At 69.2% G+C, this 18,500-nt stretch carries 18 protein-coding genes and 1 tRNA gene; 10 read left to right on the top strand and 9 right to left on the bottom strand.

The genetic code is table 11. The features are described 5' to 3' along the window. Positions 1-93: 93 nt before the first annotated feature. Complete coding sequence (locus tag AOP72_RS06435; RefSeq protein WP_152650270.1) at positions 94-744, top strand: hypothetical protein; 651 nt, start codon at positions 94-96, stop codon at positions 742-744. 151 nt (positions 745-895) lie between these two features. After that, complete coding sequence (locus AOP72_RS06440) at positions 896-1,456, top strand: hypothetical protein (protein ID WP_062133971.1); 561 nt, start codon at positions 896-898, stop codon at positions 1,454-1,456. Positions 1,457-1,545: 89 nt separating this feature from the next. Here AOP72_RS06440 and AOP72_RS06445 read toward each other — a convergent pair whose 3' ends face one another. Continuing rightward, positions 1,546-1,791: a putative acetyltransferase gene (locus AOP72_RS06445; protein ID WP_062133973.1), complete on the bottom strand. Its 246-nt coding sequence runs from the start codon at positions 1,789-1,791 to the stop codon at positions 1,546-1,548. Between the two features lie 173 nt (positions 1,792-1,964). Here AOP72_RS06445 and AOP72_RS06450 point away from each other — a divergent pair, with 173 nt between their 5' ends. Continuing rightward, positions 1,965-3,083 (top strand): class I SAM-dependent methyltransferase, encoded by a 1,119-nt coding sequence (locus AOP72_RS06450; protein WP_062133975.1) that lies wholly within the window; start codon positions 1,965-1,967, stop codon positions 3,081-3,083. A 114-nt stretch (positions 3,084-3,197) separates the two neighbouring features. On the opposite strand, the gene AOP72_RS06455 is transcribed toward AOP72_RS06450, so the two are convergent. Then, positions 3,198-3,271, bottom strand: a tRNA-Pro gene (locus AOP72_RS06455). Positions 3,272-3,470: 199 nt separating this feature from the next. Between AOP72_RS06455 and AOP72_RS06460 the strand changes: the two genes are divergently transcribed. Continuing rightward, positions 3,471-4,538, top strand: a complete 1,068-nt coding sequence (locus AOP72_RS06460) for a methyltransferase domain-containing protein (RefSeq protein WP_062133978.1) — start codon at positions 3,471-3,473, stop codon at positions 4,536-4,538. Between the two features lie 32 nt (positions 4,539-4,570). On the opposite strand, the gene AOP72_RS06465 is transcribed toward AOP72_RS06460, so the two are convergent. The 5 genes from AOP72_RS06465 to AOP72_RS06485 all read right to left on the bottom strand — a co-directional run bounded on the left by AOP72_RS06465 (position 4,571) and on the right by AOP72_RS06485 (position 9,692). Continuing rightward, positions 4,571-5,185 (bottom strand): YitT family protein, encoded by a 615-nt coding sequence (locus tag AOP72_RS06465; protein ID WP_062133981.1) that lies wholly within the window; start codon positions 5,183-5,185, stop codon positions 4,571-4,573. Between the two features lie 8 nt (positions 5,186-5,193). Next, a complete protein-coding gene (locus tag AOP72_RS06470; protein ID WP_062133984.1) occupies positions 5,194-6,450 on the bottom strand; it encodes a DUF2254 domain-containing protein in 1,257 nt (418 codons plus the stop codon). Positions 6,451-6,514: 64 nt separating this feature from the next. After that, positions 6,515-6,973: a hypothetical protein gene (locus AOP72_RS06475; protein WP_062133987.1), complete on the bottom strand. Its 459-nt coding sequence runs from the start codon at positions 6,971-6,973 to the stop codon at positions 6,515-6,517. A gap of 92 nt (positions 6,974-7,065) precedes the next feature. After that, on the bottom strand, positions 7,066-9,045 hold the full coding sequence (locus tag AOP72_RS06480; protein ID WP_084631421.1) for an acyl-CoA dehydrogenase family protein: 1,980 nt from the start codon (positions 9,043-9,045) through the stop codon (positions 7,066-7,068). Continuing rightward, entirely contained in the window at positions 9,042-9,692 is a 651-nt protein-coding gene (locus tag AOP72_RS06485; protein WP_062133990.1) for a TetR/AcrR family transcriptional regulator, read from the bottom strand. Before AOP72_RS06485 ends, AOP72_RS06480 begins: the two co-directional genes overlap by 4 nt. Positions 9,693-9,767: 75 nt before the next feature. On the opposite strand from AOP72_RS06485, the gene AOP72_RS06490 reads away from it, so the two are divergent. Genes AOP72_RS06490 through AOP72_RS06515 form a run of 6 tightly spaced genes read left to right on the top strand, consistent with a single transcriptional unit; the run spans position 9,768 to position 16,662 of the window. Then, positions 9,768-11,036, top strand: coding sequence for an acetyl-CoA C-acetyltransferase (locus AOP72_RS06490; RefSeq protein WP_062133993.1), 1,269 nt, complete (start codon positions 9,768-9,770; stop codon positions 11,034-11,036). Beyond that, positions 11,036-12,385 carry a 3-oxoacyl-ACP reductase gene (locus tag AOP72_RS06495; protein ID WP_062133996.1) on the top strand — a complete coding sequence of 450 codons (1,350 nt, stop codon included), beginning with the start codon at positions 11,036-11,038 and terminating at the stop codon, positions 12,383-12,385. The genes AOP72_RS06490 and AOP72_RS06495 overlap by 1 nt, the downstream gene beginning before the upstream one ends. A 53-nt stretch (positions 12,386-12,438) precedes the next feature. Further along, positions 12,439-13,260, top strand: a complete 822-nt coding sequence (locus AOP72_RS06500; protein ID WP_062133999.1) for a MaoC family dehydratase — start codon at positions 12,439-12,441, stop codon at positions 13,258-13,260. Continuing rightward, entirely contained in the window at positions 13,257-13,778 is a 522-nt protein-coding gene (locus AOP72_RS06505) for an acyl-CoA thioesterase (protein ID WP_062134002.1), read from the top strand. The genes AOP72_RS06500 and AOP72_RS06505 overlap by 4 nt, the downstream gene beginning before the upstream one ends. A 54-nt stretch (positions 13,779-13,832) precedes the next feature. After that, the gene (locus tag AOP72_RS06510) at positions 13,833-15,551 is read left to right on the top strand and encodes an AMP-binding protein (protein ID WP_062136934.1); all 1,719 of its coding nucleotides are present in this window, start codon (positions 13,833-13,835) and stop codon (positions 15,549-15,551) included. Between the two features lie 25 nt (positions 15,552-15,576). Then, the gene (locus tag AOP72_RS06515; RefSeq protein ID WP_062134005.1) at positions 15,577-16,662 is read left to right on the top strand and encodes a hypothetical protein; all 1,086 of its coding nucleotides are present in this window, start codon (positions 15,577-15,579) and stop codon (positions 16,660-16,662) included. 29 nt (positions 16,663-16,691) lie between these two features. Here AOP72_RS06515 and AOP72_RS06520 read toward each other — a convergent pair whose 3' ends face one another. Both AOP72_RS06520 and nrdG read right to left on the bottom strand, forming a co-directional pair. Next, positions 16,692-17,750 carry a tRNA-dihydrouridine synthase gene (locus tag AOP72_RS06520; RefSeq protein WP_062134008.1) on the bottom strand — a complete coding sequence of 353 codons (1,059 nt, stop codon included), beginning with the start codon at positions 17,748-17,750 and terminating at the stop codon, positions 16,692-16,694. 157 nt (positions 17,751-17,907) lie between these two features. Beyond that, positions 17,908-18,495 (bottom strand): anaerobic ribonucleoside-triphosphate reductase activating protein, encoded by a 588-nt coding sequence (gene nrdG, locus AOP72_RS06525; protein ID WP_062134010.1) that lies wholly within the window; start codon positions 18,493-18,495, stop codon positions 17,908-17,910. Positions 18,496-18,500: the final 5 nt, after the last annotated feature.

An 18,500-nucleotide genomic window follows, 5' to 3' on the forward strand; every position in this document is an offset into this window, starting at 1 on the left:
TCACCTCTCTCGAGGGACAATCTCTCGATGGGGGGACGCCTACGCAGAAAGACCCATTGCGCCACCGTGCTGCCACTCGTCAGCCTTGGTCGCATGACACCTGCGCACTCGCTCCCTCTGTCCCTCGCTGTTCGCCGCGTACGCACGGTACTCGTGGCCCTCGTCGTCCTCTCGATGGGTGCGACTCTCGCCGCCTGCTCCGCCGCTGCGGACGTCGAACCGACGCATGCTGACGCACTGCCCGTGGACAGCACGGGTGACAGCCCTGACCCGCAGCCCGTCGAGAGCGCTGGCGTCGAGGCCACCGACGAGGTACCCGATGCTGGCGGCTACACTTCCGACGATGTCGGAGACGCCACCCTCCGCGTCAATGGCGTGGAGTTTCCCGACTTCACGGGAGACTGCGAAATCTCCCGAGAGGCCGGAAGCAAGGACGTGGGGGATCTCACCGAAGGCGACATCCAGGTGATCGTGGGGATCGACAATGTCGTGGCCCAAGAGGGCCAAGACGAGGCGTTCATGAACTACACGGCGATCAATGAGGAGAGCTTCAGATTCGGCGACCTCGCCGGAGTATCGGGCGTGGACACCCCCGCGAGAGGTGAGATCACCACCATCAAGGAACTCGGTCCGCGAACCGCGGAAGGCAGCCGCGACATCGTTGAAGTGCGCTTCTCTGGAGTCGTCGAAGACGGTACGACGCTTGAGGCGGACGTCGTCTGCGAGCTTCAGAACGCCTTCTAGCTGTCCTGCCCACGGACGTGTGTCGAGTTCCGGGCGATGAGCATATCCTCCGGGCACAGTCGAGCTGCAGCCACGTCGCGCGTGCCCCAGAGGCGGGCGTACGGCGAAAGACGTATTGCACAGGCCCGTTGCCGGTCGGCACCCTCGACTCATGACAACCGCACTCATCTCCCCTGCGTTCCGCCCGCTTCCACGAGCCCGCACAGCACTGGTCACGGCCGCCGTCATCGCCATAGCTGCGACGCTCGCGGCGTGCTCCCCCGCCGCTGATGACGACACGACTCAGGCTGGTGGCCAGCCTGCCGAGACGTCAGAAGGGAGTACCGGTGCCGGAGACCCCGAGTCCACCGACGCGGGCGATGACGCCGAGCCGGAGTCGGCCGACGTCCGCGACACCGTCACGAGCATTCGCGAGACCTTCGACAACGTCGTTGAGGCCACGTCCGATACCGGCGTCCTCGTCGCGGCGGGGATCAACTGCCCCGAGGAAGGCACGCCGTTCATGCTCATCGGAGCACGCGGGTTGACCGGCGACGCCGAGTACGTGGCCGAGACCGTTCCCGAAGTGGACTTCGAGCTCCGAGCAGTGGCACAGCCGGACGGCACCTTCCGAATGCAGTCGGACGCCGATCCGGACGTCAGCTCGTACACGATCACGCTGGCAACGATCGGGAGCGGTGTCACGCTGGACGTACCGGGATGTGCGAACTGACCGGACGCGGGCATCGACGATGCGGACGCCAGCGAGGGATTGAGTGCGCGGCGGCGCCGCGGCCGGCGGCGACGCGCTCCTTCATGGTCTCAGGACTGAGCGGGGTCTCGCGGCGAAGCCGGGCGGGGCGGCACTGGCTTCGCGGCAACGATGTCCCCGACCGCGATGCGCTCCACGCCACGCACGCCGTCGACCACCACCGTCTCGTCGTCGACGCTGAGCAGCTCTCCTAGCGCATCGGTTGCTTGCCCCGTCGGGATCAAGTAGCGAACGACCACCCGTGCGCCGGCCGCGGGCAGCACGATCTGGCCCTTCTCTCGTCTCGGCTCGGTCATGAACTCATCCTCGCAGCATCGGCCGCTGGCACCGCACGATCGAGCCTCCCCCGCACACGCGTCTAGGCTTTCGTCGTGATCGGAATCAACTCGGGGACGCTGGCCTCGGACGCCCACTCCCACGGACGCCGCTGCATCCTGCGGGCGTGCTCCCCTGGCGAGGGTCGAATGCCGTGAGCGTGGTGCTCGATGGGCTGCGGCGTTGGCCTGATGTCGAAGCGCCCGGCCTCGTTGCCGTCGATGCCGCGGACCGCCTGATTCTGGACGAGTCGGCTTCCTTGCGTGCCGACGCGGATGCGGGCTCGATCGTGGTGATTGGCGACGCCTACGGGGCACTGACTCTCGGGGCGGCACATGCGGGTGCGACCGGCATCAGGGCGCATCTCGATGCGCTGAACGGCGAGCGCGCCCTCGCGGCCAACGCCGAGCGCGCCGGCCTCGAGGGAAGCAACCGCGCCTTCGCGCTGGACCCGGACCTCGTGCGCGGCGCGCGCGTCGTCCTCCTCCGGCTGCCGCGATCCCTCGACGCGCTGAGCGACATCGCCGGGCTCATCGCCGCGCATGCAGATCCGGAGGTGGTCGTCGTCGCAGGCGGCCGGCTCAAGCACATGGCCCTCTCGATGAATGACGTGCTGAGCGAGTTCTTCGGGCGGTTGGACGTGACCCGCGCGCGGCAGAAGTCCCGTGTGCTCGTGGCGCGTGAGCCGCACGATGGCCGCGATCCAGAGCCGTCGGCAGCGCGCATCGATGGTCTCGAGGTGCGGGCCTTCGGAGGCACTTTCGCGGGAGCGCGCCTGGACATCGGCACTCGGTTGCTCCTCGAGAGCCTCCCCCCAGAGCTGAAGGGCGGGACGCTGGACGATCCGTTCATCGACCTCGCGTGCGGAACGGGGATCGTGGGGGCATGGCTCGCGAGGCGGCATCCTGATGCTCACGTCTACGCGTGCGACCAGTCGGCGATCGCGGTCAAGTCTGCACACGCGACCATGCTCGCGAACGGCATCGAGGACCGTGCCGACGTGGTCCGCGACGACGGACTCGGCGCAAGGCCCCCCGCCAGCGCATCGTTCATCGCGTTGAATCCGCCGTTTCACTCAGGCGCGGCCGTGACCGACGTGCTGGCGCCCCGCCTGTTCGCCGATGCTGCCCGGGTCCTGCGCCCCGGAGGACAGCTCTGGTGCGTCTGGAACTCGGCGTTGAAGTATCGACCGCTCCTGGAGAAGGCAGTGGGGCCCACGCACCAAGTCGCACGCAACGCCAAGTTCACTGTCACAGTCTCGACGCGTCGCTGAGCAGACATAGGCGAGGGGACCGCGGGGTCTCCCCTGTCGTCACAGCCCACGTGCGGCAGAGAGAACGACAGGAGCCGCCCACCCGGGTCTCCCCAGGTAGACGGCTCCTCATCGTCGGGCTGACAGGATTTGAACCTGCGACCCCTTGACCCCCAGTCAAGTGCGCTACCAAGCTGCGCCACAGCCCGTGACAGCCTGATAATCGTACCGGATGCCTGGCGGTGGTCGGCACCAGGTGGGACCCGGCGCGCCCAGCGCGGGCGTAGTGCGATCCCGCCACCGCGACGGACCGCCCTCTGACGACGGAGGCCAGCGGTTGCGCGGACCCGGTTTGCGAGGCTCAATAGTGACTGGCTGAGGACCGCACTGATCGAGAAGAGGATCACGATGTCCCCACTCACCCATGCGCCCGCCGACGAATGGGCGGAGCACGTCTTCACCTCGGCGCTCGGCGCCATCGACACCCTCGCCATCCACATCGGAGATCGCCTGGGCTGGTACCGCGCCCTCGCGGAAGCCGGGCCATTGACGGCGGACGAGCTCGCCGAGCGCACCGACACCTCCCCCCGCTACGCCCGCGAATGGCTGGAACAGCAGGCCACCTCTGGCTTCGTCGACGCGACAGATGACGAGCCGATGCGCTTCTCTCTCCCCGCGGGCGCTGCGGAGGCGCTCACGGACGAGCGCTCGCTCGCCTTCATCTCGCCGCTCGCGCGCATGCTCGCCGCATCGGCCGCCCAGATGCCGCTGCTTCTCGAGGCCTACCGCACGGGCGGCGGCGTCAGCTGGGACCAGATGGGAGACGACGCCCGCTGGTCGCAGGCGGACATGAACAGGCCCTGGTTCGAGTCCATGCTCGCGGGGGCGCTCGAAGGCGCCGCCGACCTCCACGACATCCTGGACAGGCCCGGCGCGCGCATCGTCGACGTGGGATGTGGCGCCGGATGGTCAGCGATCGCTCTGGCGCACGCGTACCCCCAGGCCACCGTCGTGGGAGTCGACATCGACGCACCCTCGATCGCGCGGGCCCGCACGAACGCCGAACAGGCAGGCGTGGCACCCCGGGTCACGTTTCACCAGGGCGATGCCAGCACGCTCGCGGGGTCCTTCGACGCGGCGTTCGTCTTCGAGGCGGTGCACGACATGTCGCAGCCCGTCGACGTCCTGCGCGCCATCCGCCGGTCGGTGGTGCCGCACGGTGCCGTGGTCATCATGGACGAAGGGGTGGGCGATGCCCCGGTGGCGGTCGGCGACGACATCGAGCGGCTCATGTACGGGTTCAGCCTCTTCGTGTGCCTTCCGGACGGACTGTCGTCGCAGCCGTCGGTGGGCACCGGCACGGTGATGCGTCCCTCCACGCTCCGCAGCTACGCGCAGGAGGCCGGCTTCAGCGACATGTCCGTGCTGCCCATCGAGGACTTCTCGTTCTTCCGCTTCTACCGGCTCCACCACTGACGGGCGCCGGTGCGCGATCGCGTGCCGCAGCCTCAGCCGAAGTAGCGGCCCGGCCGGTGATTGATCGCCAGCACGAGGTTCAGCAGCACTGCGCCGATGACCGAGCACAGCAGGATGAACGGCTCCACCAGCGCCAGCGACGCGGCCACCACCACGATGTCCAGGGCGCCCTGCACGTATCCCGCACGGATGCCGTGCCGATCCTGCATGTACGCGGCGAGGATGCCGAACCCGCCCGCGGACGCACCGTGGCGGAAGATCATGATCATGCCCACGCCGATCGCCAGCCCCGCGAAGATCGCGGCATACAGCGGCGCCACCTCGCTCACGTCCATGTACAGCCCGTGCACCTCCGCGAGCACGGCCACGAGCGTGACCGTGATGAGGGTCTTGGCCGTGAACACCCACCCCATCCGTCGGACGGCAAGCCAGTAGAAGGGCAGGTTCACCAGGAAGAACAGCAGGCCGAACGAGACGCCGGTCCAGTAACCGCCCAGGATCGCCACGCCTGCGAGCCCGCCTGAGACTCCCCCGATCTGCTCGAGCAGAAAGAGGCCGAACGACATCAGGAAGGCCCCACTGGGAAGCGCCAGGGCATCCTCCCAGAGGGCGTGCCGCTCGGCGATGGGTGGGTCGACCACTGACATGAGTGTCCTTAACGTTCGTGGCGGGCGCGGGCCTTCGCCCCCGCAGCAGTGATGAGGTCGCGGTCTCCCTCGTCGGGAAGGCCGCCGACTGCACGCTGCTCGGCGTGCTCCGACGCCGCGCGGAGCGACGCCGCCGCCTCCGAGTCGGCAATGGCGATGAGGTCGCCCAGCACGCGCTGCACGCGCAGGCCCACCTCGACGATTCCCGCCCCGTCGCGTGCGAGCGGTCGCAACGCGTCTTCGATGAGGTCCTCCAGGCTCACGGTGGGCACCCGGAGACTCGGATGTGCGACCTCGGAGTCAGCCGACGTCGTCAGCAGGTCTGTCAACACCCGCTGAATCGCGTTCAGTGCCTCGATCGCCGTGCCCGGATCGTTCGTCGACGGCGACAACGCGCGGCTGCCGATCTCGGACAGGGCGACGAGCCCCAAGCGGGGGTCCTGCTCGAACGTCCGATGCTTCTCGACACGGAACGCCTCGCGCACCGCATCGGCCGTGCCATCGTCGGCGAAGCCCTCGACGTAGGCCAGGGGCGTCCCCAGGCCCACCATGACTCCAGGAAGCGCGGCCACGTGCACCGTCAGGCGTGCGCGCTCGGCGGCGTCGGCCAACGCCGCGACCGCGATGCCCGTGACGCAGCCGGCGGCGTCCGCGCGGATCGCGCGCGCGCTCGCCGGCACGTCCGTGGCAGCGGCGCCGCCGAGAGTGGGGGCCGTGGCGTACGCACAGACGGTGTCGTGGGCGGCCTTCTCCACGCGATCCAGCACGTCCGCCATGCGGCCAAAGTTGGTGAGGTGGTGGATCCATCGCACCAACGTGGCCACGACGATCGCGATGACGAGCAGCGTGCCGAGGAACAGCAGCGTGCGCCCCCTCTCGCCGTAGTAGCTGGTGGACAGCGCGACGATGCCCACGATGGCGAACACGAACGATCCCAGGAAGCTCGAGAGCGCGTTCTGAGAGGTGTTGTCTGCGAGCAGCAGTTGCGTCGCTCGTGGGGTGGTCTGGGCGGCCGCCCCCGAGTAGGCGGAGATCATCACCGTGAGCGAGAAGGTGGTGACCGCGAGCATTGAGGACGCGAGAATCTGCAGGATGGTCGCGACCGAGTCCTGACCGAAGTCGAGCGCCCACGCCTCCGGCAGCGCCGGGCCAGCGAAGCGGCCAAGGAGGGAGACCGCGAGCGCGAGCACGGTGAACAGCGCGAGCCTGAACCAGATGCGCTGAGCCAGTCGCGCCACGAAGGTGCGCCATTCGATGCCTGCCATGGAGACTCCTCTTGTCACGTCGATAGTGCCGTGTGCGAGCGACCCGCGCGCGCATCGGCGCGCATTACACGCTGATGAGCCCCGCGGCGATGAGTCCGAAGGCGGCTCCCCAGAGGATGATCGAGAGCACCTGCCATCCGGTCACCGCGGTGCGGGACGCACCGAATCCCACCATCGCGCCGGCCGTGATCTGACTGGGGAGCATCGTCTGGCCGAGCAGCGACACTCCTGGCACGCCGTACCTGTCGAACATGGCCTTGAGCTTGACGCGACGCGCGCTCGGAGCCTCGTCGCCCACGTTGCGACGGCGCACCGCATGCGCGGCGTACACGAACGCGACCATCGACACCACGTTGCCCGCCACGGCCGCGCCGATCGCGACGCCAGGGTGGAGGCCGATGGCCACGCCGATCACCGAGCCGAAGTACGACTCGACGAAGGGAATCGCGGACACGAGCGCGACGGCGAACCACTGCGCCCACGCGGGAAACGAGGCGGCGAACTCTTGAAGGCTTTCGATCACTGCAGGGACTCCTGAGGGCTCAGCGCGGGCGCGACGGGGACGAAATGCCTCGTCAGGCTAGCCGATGCGCCCGCCAGGGCAGCCCAGTCGCGTCAGTCCTCGAGCAGCGCGGCTCCGAGCCACCCTTCAGGAATGCCCATGCCCTCGATGAGCGGCAGCGCGTGTCGACGCAGCTCTCGGCACAGCTCGTTGATCTGCGCGCCGATGGCCTTGGACCGGCCCGAACTGATGCGGTTGTGCTCCATGAACCATGCGCGAGTGTCGTGAATCGACTGCAGCGCATACAGGCTGCACAGCCGTTCCAGCACGTCACGGCTCTCGCCCGGCTCCACCGCTTCGAGTGCGTCCACGAAGGCCGAGAGTACCCACTCCTCCATGTACGCACGCGCGACGAACTGCACGTGGTCGCCCAGGGCGTTGAACGACTCGAACTGATCGTCCCTGCCCTTGGCAGCCGCTCGCATGCGCATCGCCAGCGACTCCAGCGAGTGCCGGGTCCGCTGCTCGAACATCAGTGCATGCCAGCGACGGTCGACCAGCGTCGTCTCTTCCGGCCGGCGTCGCACCGCATCGGCGAGCCGACCCAGCATGATGCCGGCGGACGTGGCCTCGAGGACCGACTCCCCCGCGACCCGCGCTGTCGCCTGCACCACGCCGGTGCGGTCCAACTCGCCCCACTCCTTGCGGTAGTCGGTGAGCAGCGACTTGGTGACGAGTTGCATCAGCACGGTGTTGTCGCCCTCGAAGGTCGCGAAGATGTCGACGTCGCGGCGCATCTCGACCAGCTGGTTCTCACTCATGTATCCGGCCCCGCCGCACGCCTCGCGAGCCTCCTGAATGGCCTCGTTCGCGAACCACGTCTGGATGGCCTTGAGGCCCGCAGCATGGGTCTCCAGGCTGCGCTGGTCCTCCTCGGTGGACTCGTCCCCTCCTTGGACGTGCACCAGCGCCTCGATGAGCACGTTCTGCGCGAAGCCCAACGCGTACGAGCGGGCGATTCGCGGCAGCAGGCGCTTCTGGTGCACCAGGTAGTCGAGCAGCAGCACGCCACCGGGACGACCGGCCGCGGGGAACTGGCGGCGGCGAAGAGCGTGACGCGTCGCGATGGACAGTCCGCGGCGGGCAGCGATTCCGCCCCCTCCTCCCACGCACACGCGGCCGCGCACGAGGGTGCCGAGCATCGTGAAGAAGCGCCGGTTCTGGTTGTCGATGGGCGACACGTACGTGCCGGACTCGTCGACCCCGCCGTAGCGGTCGAGGAGCATGCGCCGCGGCACGCGCACGTGGTCGAAACTGATGGTGCCGTTGTCGACTCCCAGCAGTCCGCCCTTGTGCCCGTGATCCCCGGTGGTGATGCCAGGCAGGTCGTTCCCGGCGTCGTCCCGCAGCGGCACCAGCACCACGTGCACGCCGTGGGACTCGCCTCCCACCACCAGCTGGCCGAAGACGGCCGCCATGGTGCCGTCCTTGGCGGCGTTGCCGATGTACGCCTTGGTCGCGCCAGGCGTGGGCGAGTGCACCTCGAACTCCTCCGAGTCCGGCAGATAGGTGATCGTGGTCTCGAGACTCGCCACGTCGCTGCCGTGCCCCAGCTCCGTCATGGCGAAGCCACCCAGCAGTGTCATCGACGTGATGTCCGGGAGGAACGTCTCGTGATGCCACTCTGTGCCGAGATTGGTGACCGCACCGCCGAAGAGTCCGAACTGCACGCCCGACTTGATGGTCACCGACAGATCGCCATGGGACAGCATCTCGAACGTCAGCACCGCACCGCGGGGGTCGGAGCCGGCGTTCGCGGTCGTGGGCACGCCCGCGCTTCCGAATCCCTGATCGTTGAGCGACAACAGGCGGTTCAGCGTCCACTCTCGCGAGGCCTGGACGTCGAGCTCAGGGTCGCGCAGCAGATCCTCCGCAGGGAAGGTCGCGCGCATCCTCGCGCGGTCCTCCGCGAAGTCGCCGTCCAGCGCCGTGCGCAGCTGCGCACCCAGGGTGGTCAGGCGCTCGGCCCCTGATCCGTCCGTCGTCGGGGGCGCCGATGCAGTGGTCGAGCGCTCGGGGTGGGTCAACGTCATTGTCGGTCCTCCATAGGGGTGGCGGTCGGCGCAGACGCGCCGACCCGTGCAGGGGCGAAGAAGTCGGAGATGTGCTGGACGATGTGCTCGCGTGGCGGTCGCGGATCGGTCGCCATCCAGTGGTCGGCGACCGCCCTGATGAAGCCCACGAGCCCATGGCCCCAGGTCGCCGCACCGGAGACGTCGAGGCCGCGGGCCGCGAGGTTCTGTGCGATGGAGTCCGAGATCTGTTCTCCGATCAGCCCTGGGAGCCCGCGCACCGGGTCCACCACCGCACCTGCTGCCGGCGCTGGAGGTGTCATGACAAAGCGATAGATCTCGGGGTCCCGCTCGACCAGGTCGAGGTAGGCGTCGGCCAGATCGGAGGTGAGCCGACCCAGGTCGGTGGGGTCCGAGAGCCGGAACGCCGTCGACAGGCCCGCATGAATGTAGTCATGCACCTGCTCCACCACGGCGTCGTACAGGCCGGCGCGGTCGCCGAAGTGCCGGTAGATCACGGTCTTGGAGGTGCCGGCGCGATGAGCGATCGCGTCCATCCCTACGGTTGCGCCGTGAATGCGAATGGCGCGCAGCGCGTGGGAGACGAGCTCCTTGCGCCGCGTCGCGCGATGTTCGTCCCAGCGGGAGTCCCTGCCGTCGATGGCCATAGCGCCACCGTACCCGATACCGGGAGTATCTGCTACTGTCGGTATCGGCTAGTTTCTCTCAACGATGGAGGACGCATGACCCACAACGCCGTGGTCGTCGGAGGCAATCGGACGCCGTTCGCGAAGGCGGGCGGACCGCTCGCCCAGGCCTCGAACCATGACCTTCTCACCGCAGCGCTCGACGGACTCGTCGCACGCTACGGACTCGCTGGCACCCGGATCGGCGAGGTCGCCGCCGGGGCGGTGCTCAAGCATCCCAAGGACTTCAACCTCACCCGCGAGGCCGTGCTGAGCTCCGCTCTCGATCCGTCCACTCCCGCGTGCGACCTGCAGCAGGCGTGCGGCACGGGTCTCGAGGCGACGGTCTACGTCGCGAACAAGATCGCGCTGGGCCAGATCGACTCGGGCATCGCCGGCGGTACGGACTCCACCTCCGATGCGCCCATCACCGTCTCGGATCCGCTGCGCCGAGCGCTCCTCGCCGCGAACGCGGCCAAGACGGCACCCCAGCGCCTCAAGGCGCTGTCCCGCATCCGCCCGGCTCACCTCAAGCCGCAGGCCCCCAGCGTCACAGAGCCCCGCACGGGCCTGTCGATGGGCGAGCATCAGGCCCTCACCACCGAGCGGTGGGGCATCTCGCGCGAGGACCAGGACGAGATCGCCGCGGCCTCGCATCACAAGCTCGCCGCCGCGTGGGATGACGGCTTCTTCGACGACCTCGTCACCCCGTACCTGGGGCTGGCGCGCGACGCCATCCTGCGCGCCGACACGTCGGTCGAGAAGCTCGCGAAGCTCCGACCAGTGTTCGGCGGTCCGGGCGGCACCATGACCGCAGGCAACTCCACCGCGCTCTCCGACGGGGCCGCGACGTCCCTGCTCGCGAGCGAGGACTGGGCACGCGAGCACCACCTGCCCGTGCTCGCGAAGGTCGTGGACGCCGAGGTGGCCGCCGTGGACCACCCGGGCGGAGACGACCTCCTGCTCGGACCCGTCGCCGCGGCCGGGCGCATGCTGGCGCGCCGCGGCCTCACCCTCGACGACTTTGCGCTGATCGAGATTCACGAAGCCTTCGCGTCGACGGTGCTCACCACGCTCGAGGCATGGAAGTCCGACGAATACTGCCGGTCCCTTGGCCTGGACGGCGCGCTCGGCACCATCGACCGCTCAATCCTGAATGTCACCGGCTCCTCGCTCGCGGCGGGCCACCCGTTCGCCGCCACCGGCGCGCGCATCGTCCCGACGCTTGCCAAGCTGCTGCACCAGCGCGGACCGGGCTCGAAGGGGCTGATCTCGATGTGTGCCGCCGGCGGCCAAGGAGTCGTCGCGATTCTGGAGGCCGTGTGATGGGCGTGCTCGAGAAGGCCTTCTACTCCCCCGCCGGCAAGGCGCTGTCCGCGAAGGCCGGCCTCAAGGAGCCGCCGCGACTGCGCCGGGGCCGCACGTGGCCGCAGGGCGCGATCGTGCTCGCGTCCCTGGGCGGCGGCACCGTCGCGGCCGATGCGCTGAGCCTGCTCGGGCGCGCGACTGAGGCCCCCGTCGTCGACGACCAGCCCGACACCCCCGCAGGGTACGGCTCGCGCATCGGCGCGCTCGTCGTGGACGCCACTGAACTGACGACGATCGCGGGTCTCGAGGACCTGAGGGCTGTGCTGCGGCCCGCCGTCCGTGCCATCGAGCCCTCCGGACGCATCGTCATCCTCGCTCGCGCGGAACAGGACGGCTGGGAGGCGAAGGCCGTGACCCGCGCTCTCGACGGCATCAATCGCACCGTCGGCAAGGAGCTGCGCAAGGGGGCGACCGCGACCCTGCTCTACGTCGACGCCGATGCCGCCTCAGGAGACCTGGTGTCGACGCTCGGCTTCGTCCTGCAGGGTCGGTCGGCGTTCGTCGACGGTCAGGCGTGGCGTGTCAGCGCAGCCGCCCAGCGTCCGCAGGCGATGGAGGACAGGCCGCTCGACGGCCGCGTCATCGTCGTGACCGGCGCCGCTCGCGGCATCGGCGCCGCCATCGCTCGGACGCTCGCCCGTGACGGCGCGAGCATCGTCGCCGTCGACATCCCGCCCGCCGGTGAGTCGCTCGCGGCGGTCGCCAACGAGGTGGGCGGCACCGCGCTGCAGCTCGACATCACGGCGGCCGATGCGGGCGCGACCATCGCGGCGCACGTCGCCGGCCGTGGCGAGAGCATCTACGGGATCGTTCACAATGCCGGCATCACCCGCGACAAGATGCTGGTGAACACCGATGCGAGCCGATGGGGCTCGGTGCTGGACGTGAACCTCGCGGCACAGATCCGCATGAACGAGGTGTTGCTGGACCCCACCACCCCGGGCGGCATCACGGACGGGGGCCGCATCGTCGGCATTGCGTCCACGTCGGGGCTCGCCGGCAACAAGGGACAGACCAACTACGCCGCCTCCAAGGCAGGGGTGGCCGGCCTGGTCGCTGCGATGGCGCCCGACCTCGCCTCGCGATCGATCACCACCAACGCCGTGGCGCCAGGGTTCATCGAGACGGACATGACGGCGCGCATCCCGTTCGTGCAGCGCGAGGTGTTCCGTCGCAGCAACTCCTTGAGCCAGGGCGGCCACCCCGAGGACGTCGCCGAGGCGATCGGATACCTGCTCGACCCTCGCTCCCAGGGGGTGACCGGTCAGGTCGTGCGCGTCTGCGGCCAGAACCTGGTGGGCGCGTGATGGCCGGGACGGAGCCAGCGCGCACGGTTGAGCACCTCAGTGAGTCGCCCGGGATGGGAGCCGCGTTCGCCCGCGCGCTGATCCCCCGCCGCGGCGACACGGCCCGCATCCCGGACCGTGCGGTGACGATTCACGGGCACCGGCAGGACCTCGCCCGTCTCGCCGAGTACTCCCGGGTCTGCGAATTCACGCTGCGGCACTCGGTGCCCGCGACGTGGATCCACGTCCTCACGTTCCCGCTCCACGTGCACCTCTTGAGCGACGCTGAGTCGTCGGTGCCCCTCGTAGGTGCGGTTCACGTGTCGAACGACATGACGATGCATCGGGCTGTTGGCGCCGATGAGGCGCTGGACCTCACCGTGCATCTCGAGAACCTGCGCCCGCACCGCCGTGGCGCCCTGGTGGACCTCGTGGGCCAGGCTCACGCGGACGGGGAACTGGTCTGGGACGGCGTCAGCACGTACCTGTCGAGCAGCGTCAGCGTTCCCGGCGACCCCGAAGGGCGCGACCGGACGCCGTTCGAGGCTGGTACGCCCCACGGACTCTGGCGCCTCCCCGCCGACCTGGGGCGGCGGTACCGCCGCGCGTCGAAGGACCCCAATCCCATCCACACGAGCCGTCTTGCGGCGAAGGCGTTCGGGTTCCCGCGGCCCATCATTCACGGCATGTGGACTCACGCTCGGGCCCTGGCAGCTCTCGAAGGACGGCTCGCCGACGCGTTCTCGGTGCACGTCGACTTCGTGAAGCCCATCCTGCTGCCGCGCACCGTGGGCTTCACGTCGACCGCCACCGAGCGCAGCCTGGACGTCGCCGTGACCTCGCGGGACGGCGCCACGCCGTTCCTGCTGATGAGGGCCAAGGACGGGTCGCCGTGAACCTGTGGCTGAGGCTGCTTCGCGTGCGGCTCGCCGCGCAGCGTGGCGCACGCATCAGCCTCTGGGACACCGTCGCGACCCGGTTCCGGGTGGTGCCCACGGACCTCGACACCGTAGGCCACATGAACAATGGCCGGTACCTCACGCTGCTCGACCTCGGCCGGCTGGATCTGATGGTCCGCTCCGGGTTCTGGCAGCGATGCCGCGACCGCGGCTGGTTCCCGGTCGTGGCGGGCCAGACCATCACCTATTGGAAGAACCTGACTCTTGCCCAGTCCTTCGACGTCCACACGCGCGTGGCCGGCGGCGACGAACGCTGGGTGTACCTCGAGCAGACATTCAGGCGCGGTGACGTCGTGCACGCTCACGCGCTCATCCGAGCCTGCTTCGTCGAACGTGGGCACGGCCGCGTCCCCACCGCCGATCTCGACGCGGAACTCGGCGGCTTCCCTGACCATGTGAGCGTGCCCGATTGGGTACGCTCCTGGACAACGCACTCGGCGGCGAAGACCGTCTGAGCAGTCCCCCATCCCCGCGGTCCCCCGACCCATCGCCATCAATGGAGATGAATGATGAACGACACCACCCTCCCCAGTCACGACCCCATCGGGGACGCCGACCGCCCCTGGTTCGCGTTCTATCCCGACAGCGTGTCCCGGACCATCGACCCGCCGGTCGAGCGCTCGCTCGGCGACATGGCGGCCCACGCCGCGCAGCGCTACGGGGACCGCACCGCCTTCTCGAATCTGGGCGGCACGCTCAGCTTCGCCGAGGTCGACGAGATCGCCACCCGCATCGCCTCGTACCTTCAGAACGACCTGGGGCTCCACAAGGGCGACCGCATCGTGCTGCAGATGCCGAACCTCATGCAGTATCCGGTGGCGCTGTACGGCGCGCTGAGAGCAGGGCTCGTGGTGGTGAACGCGAACCCGTTGTACACCGCCCACGAGCTCGCCGCGGTGGTGAAGGATGCGGAGCCGCGCGCCATCATCGTGCTCGCCAACTTCGCGGACAAGGTGGAGAAGGTGCTGCCCGGCAGCACCATCGAGCACGTGATCGTCACGCAGGCAGGCGACATGCTCCACCAGCCCAAGCGCGCCATCGTCAACCTCGTCGCCAAGCGGATCAAGAAGATGGTGCCCGCGTACTCGCTGCCGCAGGCCATCGAGTTCCGCGCGCTGCTGACCGGAGACCCCGTCGAGTTCACCGACCCGGGTGTCGAGCACTCCGACGTGGCCTTCCTGCAGTACACGGGCGGCACGACCGGTGGCACCAAGGCCGCGGTGCTCACCCACTGGAACCTGCTCAACAATCAGGAGCAGTTCATCGGCCAGATCAGGGTGGTGCTCGAGGAGGGCAACACCTCCGTCATCGCGGCGCTCCCGCTCTATCACGTGTTCGCGCTGACCGTGAACTGCATCGGCTTCTTCCGATTCGGCGGGCACAACGTGCTCATCACGAACCCGCGCGACACGGCGGCCTTCATCAAGACGCTCGACGCCGAGAAGCCCGATTGCCTGGTGCTGGTCAGCACGCTCGCCGGCGCGCTGATGGAGAGGCCCGAGTTCTCGAAGCTCGACCTGTCCAACGTCAAGGTCTCCGTCGCGGGCGGCATGGCCTTGCGCACGGCCGTCGGCTCGCGTTGGCGCGACCTGACCCACTCGGAGATCATCGAGGGCTACGGGCTCACGGAGGCCTCACCGGTCGTGAGCGTCAACCCCACCCACCTGCCGCCGCGCGTGGGCACCATCGGCGTGCCCTTGCCCTCGACCGACGTCCGGATTCTCGCCGAGGACGGCACTGAGGCGCCATTCGGCGAGCCGGGTGAGCTCGCCGTGAAGGGGCCGCAGGTGATGCAGGGCTACTGGCGCCAGCCGGAGGCGACCGCAGAGGTCATCACGGACGACGGCTGGCTGCTCACCGGCGACATCGCCACCATGGACGAGGACGGCTACCTGCGCATCGTGGACCGCAAGAAGGAGATCATCCTGGTGTCCGGCTTCAATGTGTATCCGGGAGACCTCGAGGACGCGGCGATGCAGCATCCGAAGGTGCTCGAGGCGGGCGCGATCCCCATCGAGGACGAGCACGCGGGCGAGGTTCCCAAGCTGTTCGTGGTCCGGCGCGATGACTCGCTGACCGAGGCCGAGCTCATGGCCTTCCTCAAGGAGGAGCTCACCGGCTACAAGCGCCCCCGGGAGATCGAGTTCCTCGACGAGCTGCCCAAGACGAATGTGGGCAAGGTGCTGCGACGCGGGCTCCGCGAGCTCGAAGCAGCCAAGACCACGTAGGTCAACCACTCAGTACCCTCGAGGCATGGACGCCCTTGCAGACCGCCTGATGCGCGGCCCGCGAGGGCGTCGCTTCTTGATGGCGCTGCTGACGTCCGCGGACGACCGCGCCCGCGAGGCAGTCGTCTTCGCAACGAGCGACTTCTCCGATCACACCGCCTCCTTCGGCTGGGCTGTCGAGGGACCTGCCGACGGGGAGCCTCCGCACGTCACCGCCCCTCAGGCGGCTGATGCACTCGCCGGGGTCGCGCCTACGGCTCCCGAGAGCGAGGGCCTGCTTCACGCGTTCCGCGAGACTGTGAACGACGCGATGTATTGGCAGCCCCCAGGCAACGAAGAAGTCCTCGCGTCCCGACCGGGACTCGACAAGGTGCTGGCCCGGATGGCGAGTGTCGTCGCGAAGTCCCCTGCTGCTGCATGGCTCGATGCTCCCCTGAGCGGCGGTGACCAGCATCGGGTGCGGTGGCCGGAGACAGAGATCCGCCACGGGGAGCCGGGCACCTGGGACACGTCGGTGCCCGCGGCAGAGGTGCTCGGTCAGTGGGGACTGGCCGTGCGCGAGGAGGAGTCGACCGCGCGGCGCGAGCGTCCCGCCGACCCCCACGCGAACTGGAGCGGGACCTGGTGGTCGGTCCCCCCGCTGCCACTCGTCAGCACCACGAGGAACCTCGGCGAGCGTGGTCCCGTGGGACTGCACCTGGTGGAGGACTCCTTCGGCGAGGAACAGGCGACGACTGTGCCGGTCACGGTCCCGCCACGCGCCCGCGTACTCGAGATTGCGTGCGCGGAGGACTGGGCGGAGCTGTGCCGCCGCCACTCCATCGATGTGACCGCGTCGAGACGTCACGATTGGTTCAACTGCACCGGCCGCCACGGAGACTGGGTGATCCCGGACTGGGGGCGGGTGGCCGCGGAGTACGACGGCGTGCACCTCACCGCCGCCGCCTATCTTGAGGCCTCACGTGTTCCCATCACGGTCGGCGACGGTCTTGCGAGCGTGATCGCCGGGTGGAATCCCGACGCGACCGTGTGGCTGCGCGACGTCACGCATCCGGAGGATCAGGAGGTGGAATGGGTGTGGCCCGATGGCGGAGAGTGGCGCCGGGCGTGACACTCGACAGTTCCTGGTGCGCCCTCTCGTCATCGCGCCAGCGCGCGCACCTCGCTGCCCAGTGAAGGGTCGCGCATCGCGCCCGTGGCGGTCATCACCGCATCGGCGCCCTCGTCGCGGTACACGCGGTAGTCCTCCGCGGTGAGCACGCCGCCGACCCCCACGATCGCGTAGGCGTGGCCCCCGTCCTCACGGTGGCGCACCAAACGGCGGGTCATGGCGAGGCCAGCCCACCGGATCGAGGCACCGCACACGCCGGCAGTCTCTCGTCCAGGGCCCAGCAGCGCCTGCCGTCCGGCCGCGTCCACGAGCATTGCGGGCAACGTGTTGATGGCAGCGATCCCGTCGACGACCGGTGCCACCGCACGGACCAAGCCCGCCAGTGCATCGTCGTCGCGGAAGTAGGCGATCTTGAGCACCAGCGGTATGTCGCCGATCCGCTCCCTGACGGCTCGCACCACTCTCGCCGCCAGCGCCGTGTCGAAGCACAGCAAGGCTCCGGTGCCCTCATTGGGGCAGCTGAGGTTGAGCTCCACGGCTCCGACGCCGGTCTCCACGACCAGTTGCGCAGTGCGCGCATAGTCCGCGACGAGATTCGCGTCGTCTCCATCGCGCGTGCCCTGGCACGAGCCGACGAGCACCTGGCCGTCGGCCGCGGCCGCTGCCGCAGCAGCCATGTCGGGCTGCCACTCGTCCGGGTCAGGAGACGGGACGCCGTACGAGTTGGAGATGCTGTGTGCGGTGGTGAGGTCGGCGTCCGCCATGAGCGTCACGCCAGGCTCCGCCGGCAGATCGCCGTCGACTCGCACCGCAAGCGTGTTGGGAAAGGGATGAGCAGGCATCGCGCGCGACCGCACCGTCTTGAACACGTTCACGTCGAAGCCGTGGGCGAAGGAGGCGGCGCAGTGCCGCGCGGTCGGGAGCGGTCCCGCGGCGACGCCGAACGGCCGATGCACGGCGTGTCCCAAGAAGGTCTCGCCGGGCGCCGTGGCGCCGGCCACTGTGGGGGGCTGGCCGTCGAACGCCCCGAACGGACCGTTCCTCACGTTGTCGTCGTACGTCCGCGCGGGATCGAACCACCAGTCCATGCCTGTGACGCTAGCGCCGCTCTTCGCCGCTTCCCCGTGACCTCTGGCCCGGGCCGCCAGAGCGCGCATCGGCTGCCGGGACGATCCGGACACGCGGCTCGGACCAACTGAGCAGCGCCGCGTTCCCCACGCAGGCGCACTGCCTCGCGGGCTCGGTTCATCCGGCTGTGGTGTCCGCGCCCGCCCAGGGGATGGCTCGCCCTGCCGCCACCGAGGCCCGTGCGTCGAGCACACGCTGGTTCGTGGAACCGCGGAAGGCGAGAGACAGGTCCCGCCGAGCGTGGTCGTAGGGCCCGTCCACGAGCACGTCGATGTGACCGAGCAGCTCCTGCTTGTCGGCGCTGTCCATCAGGATCTGCTCGAGCGTGTACCCCGACCAGGCCCACACGTCCTTGGCCGGGAGCTCGGCCCGCATGCGCCGCACCACCGCGAGGCACACGGTGGTGTTGAGGAAGGGTTCGCCCCCCAGCAGCGACAGGCCCTGGATGGCCGGATGAGCGAGGTCCGCAAGTATCCGATCCTCGAGAGCGGTCGAGTACGGTTCGCCGCGACGAAAGCTCCACGCCGCCTCGTTGAAGCACCCGTCGCACTTGAACAGGCATCCCGCCACGTAGAGGCTGCAGCGCACGCCCTCGCCATCCACGAACTGGAACGGCTTGTAGTCCGCCACGTAGTCGTGGCTCACCTTGCTGGCGACCCACGTGCGCGGCACCGGCGTGCGGTGCGATGCGAACTCGGACGACACCGCTC

Origin of the sequence: Demequina aestuarii (genome assembly GCF_000975095.1) — a bacterium.
In the GTDB taxonomy this organism is placed as follows: domain Bacteria; phylum Actinomycetota; class Actinomycetes; order Actinomycetales; family Demequinaceae; genus Demequina; species Demequina aestuarii.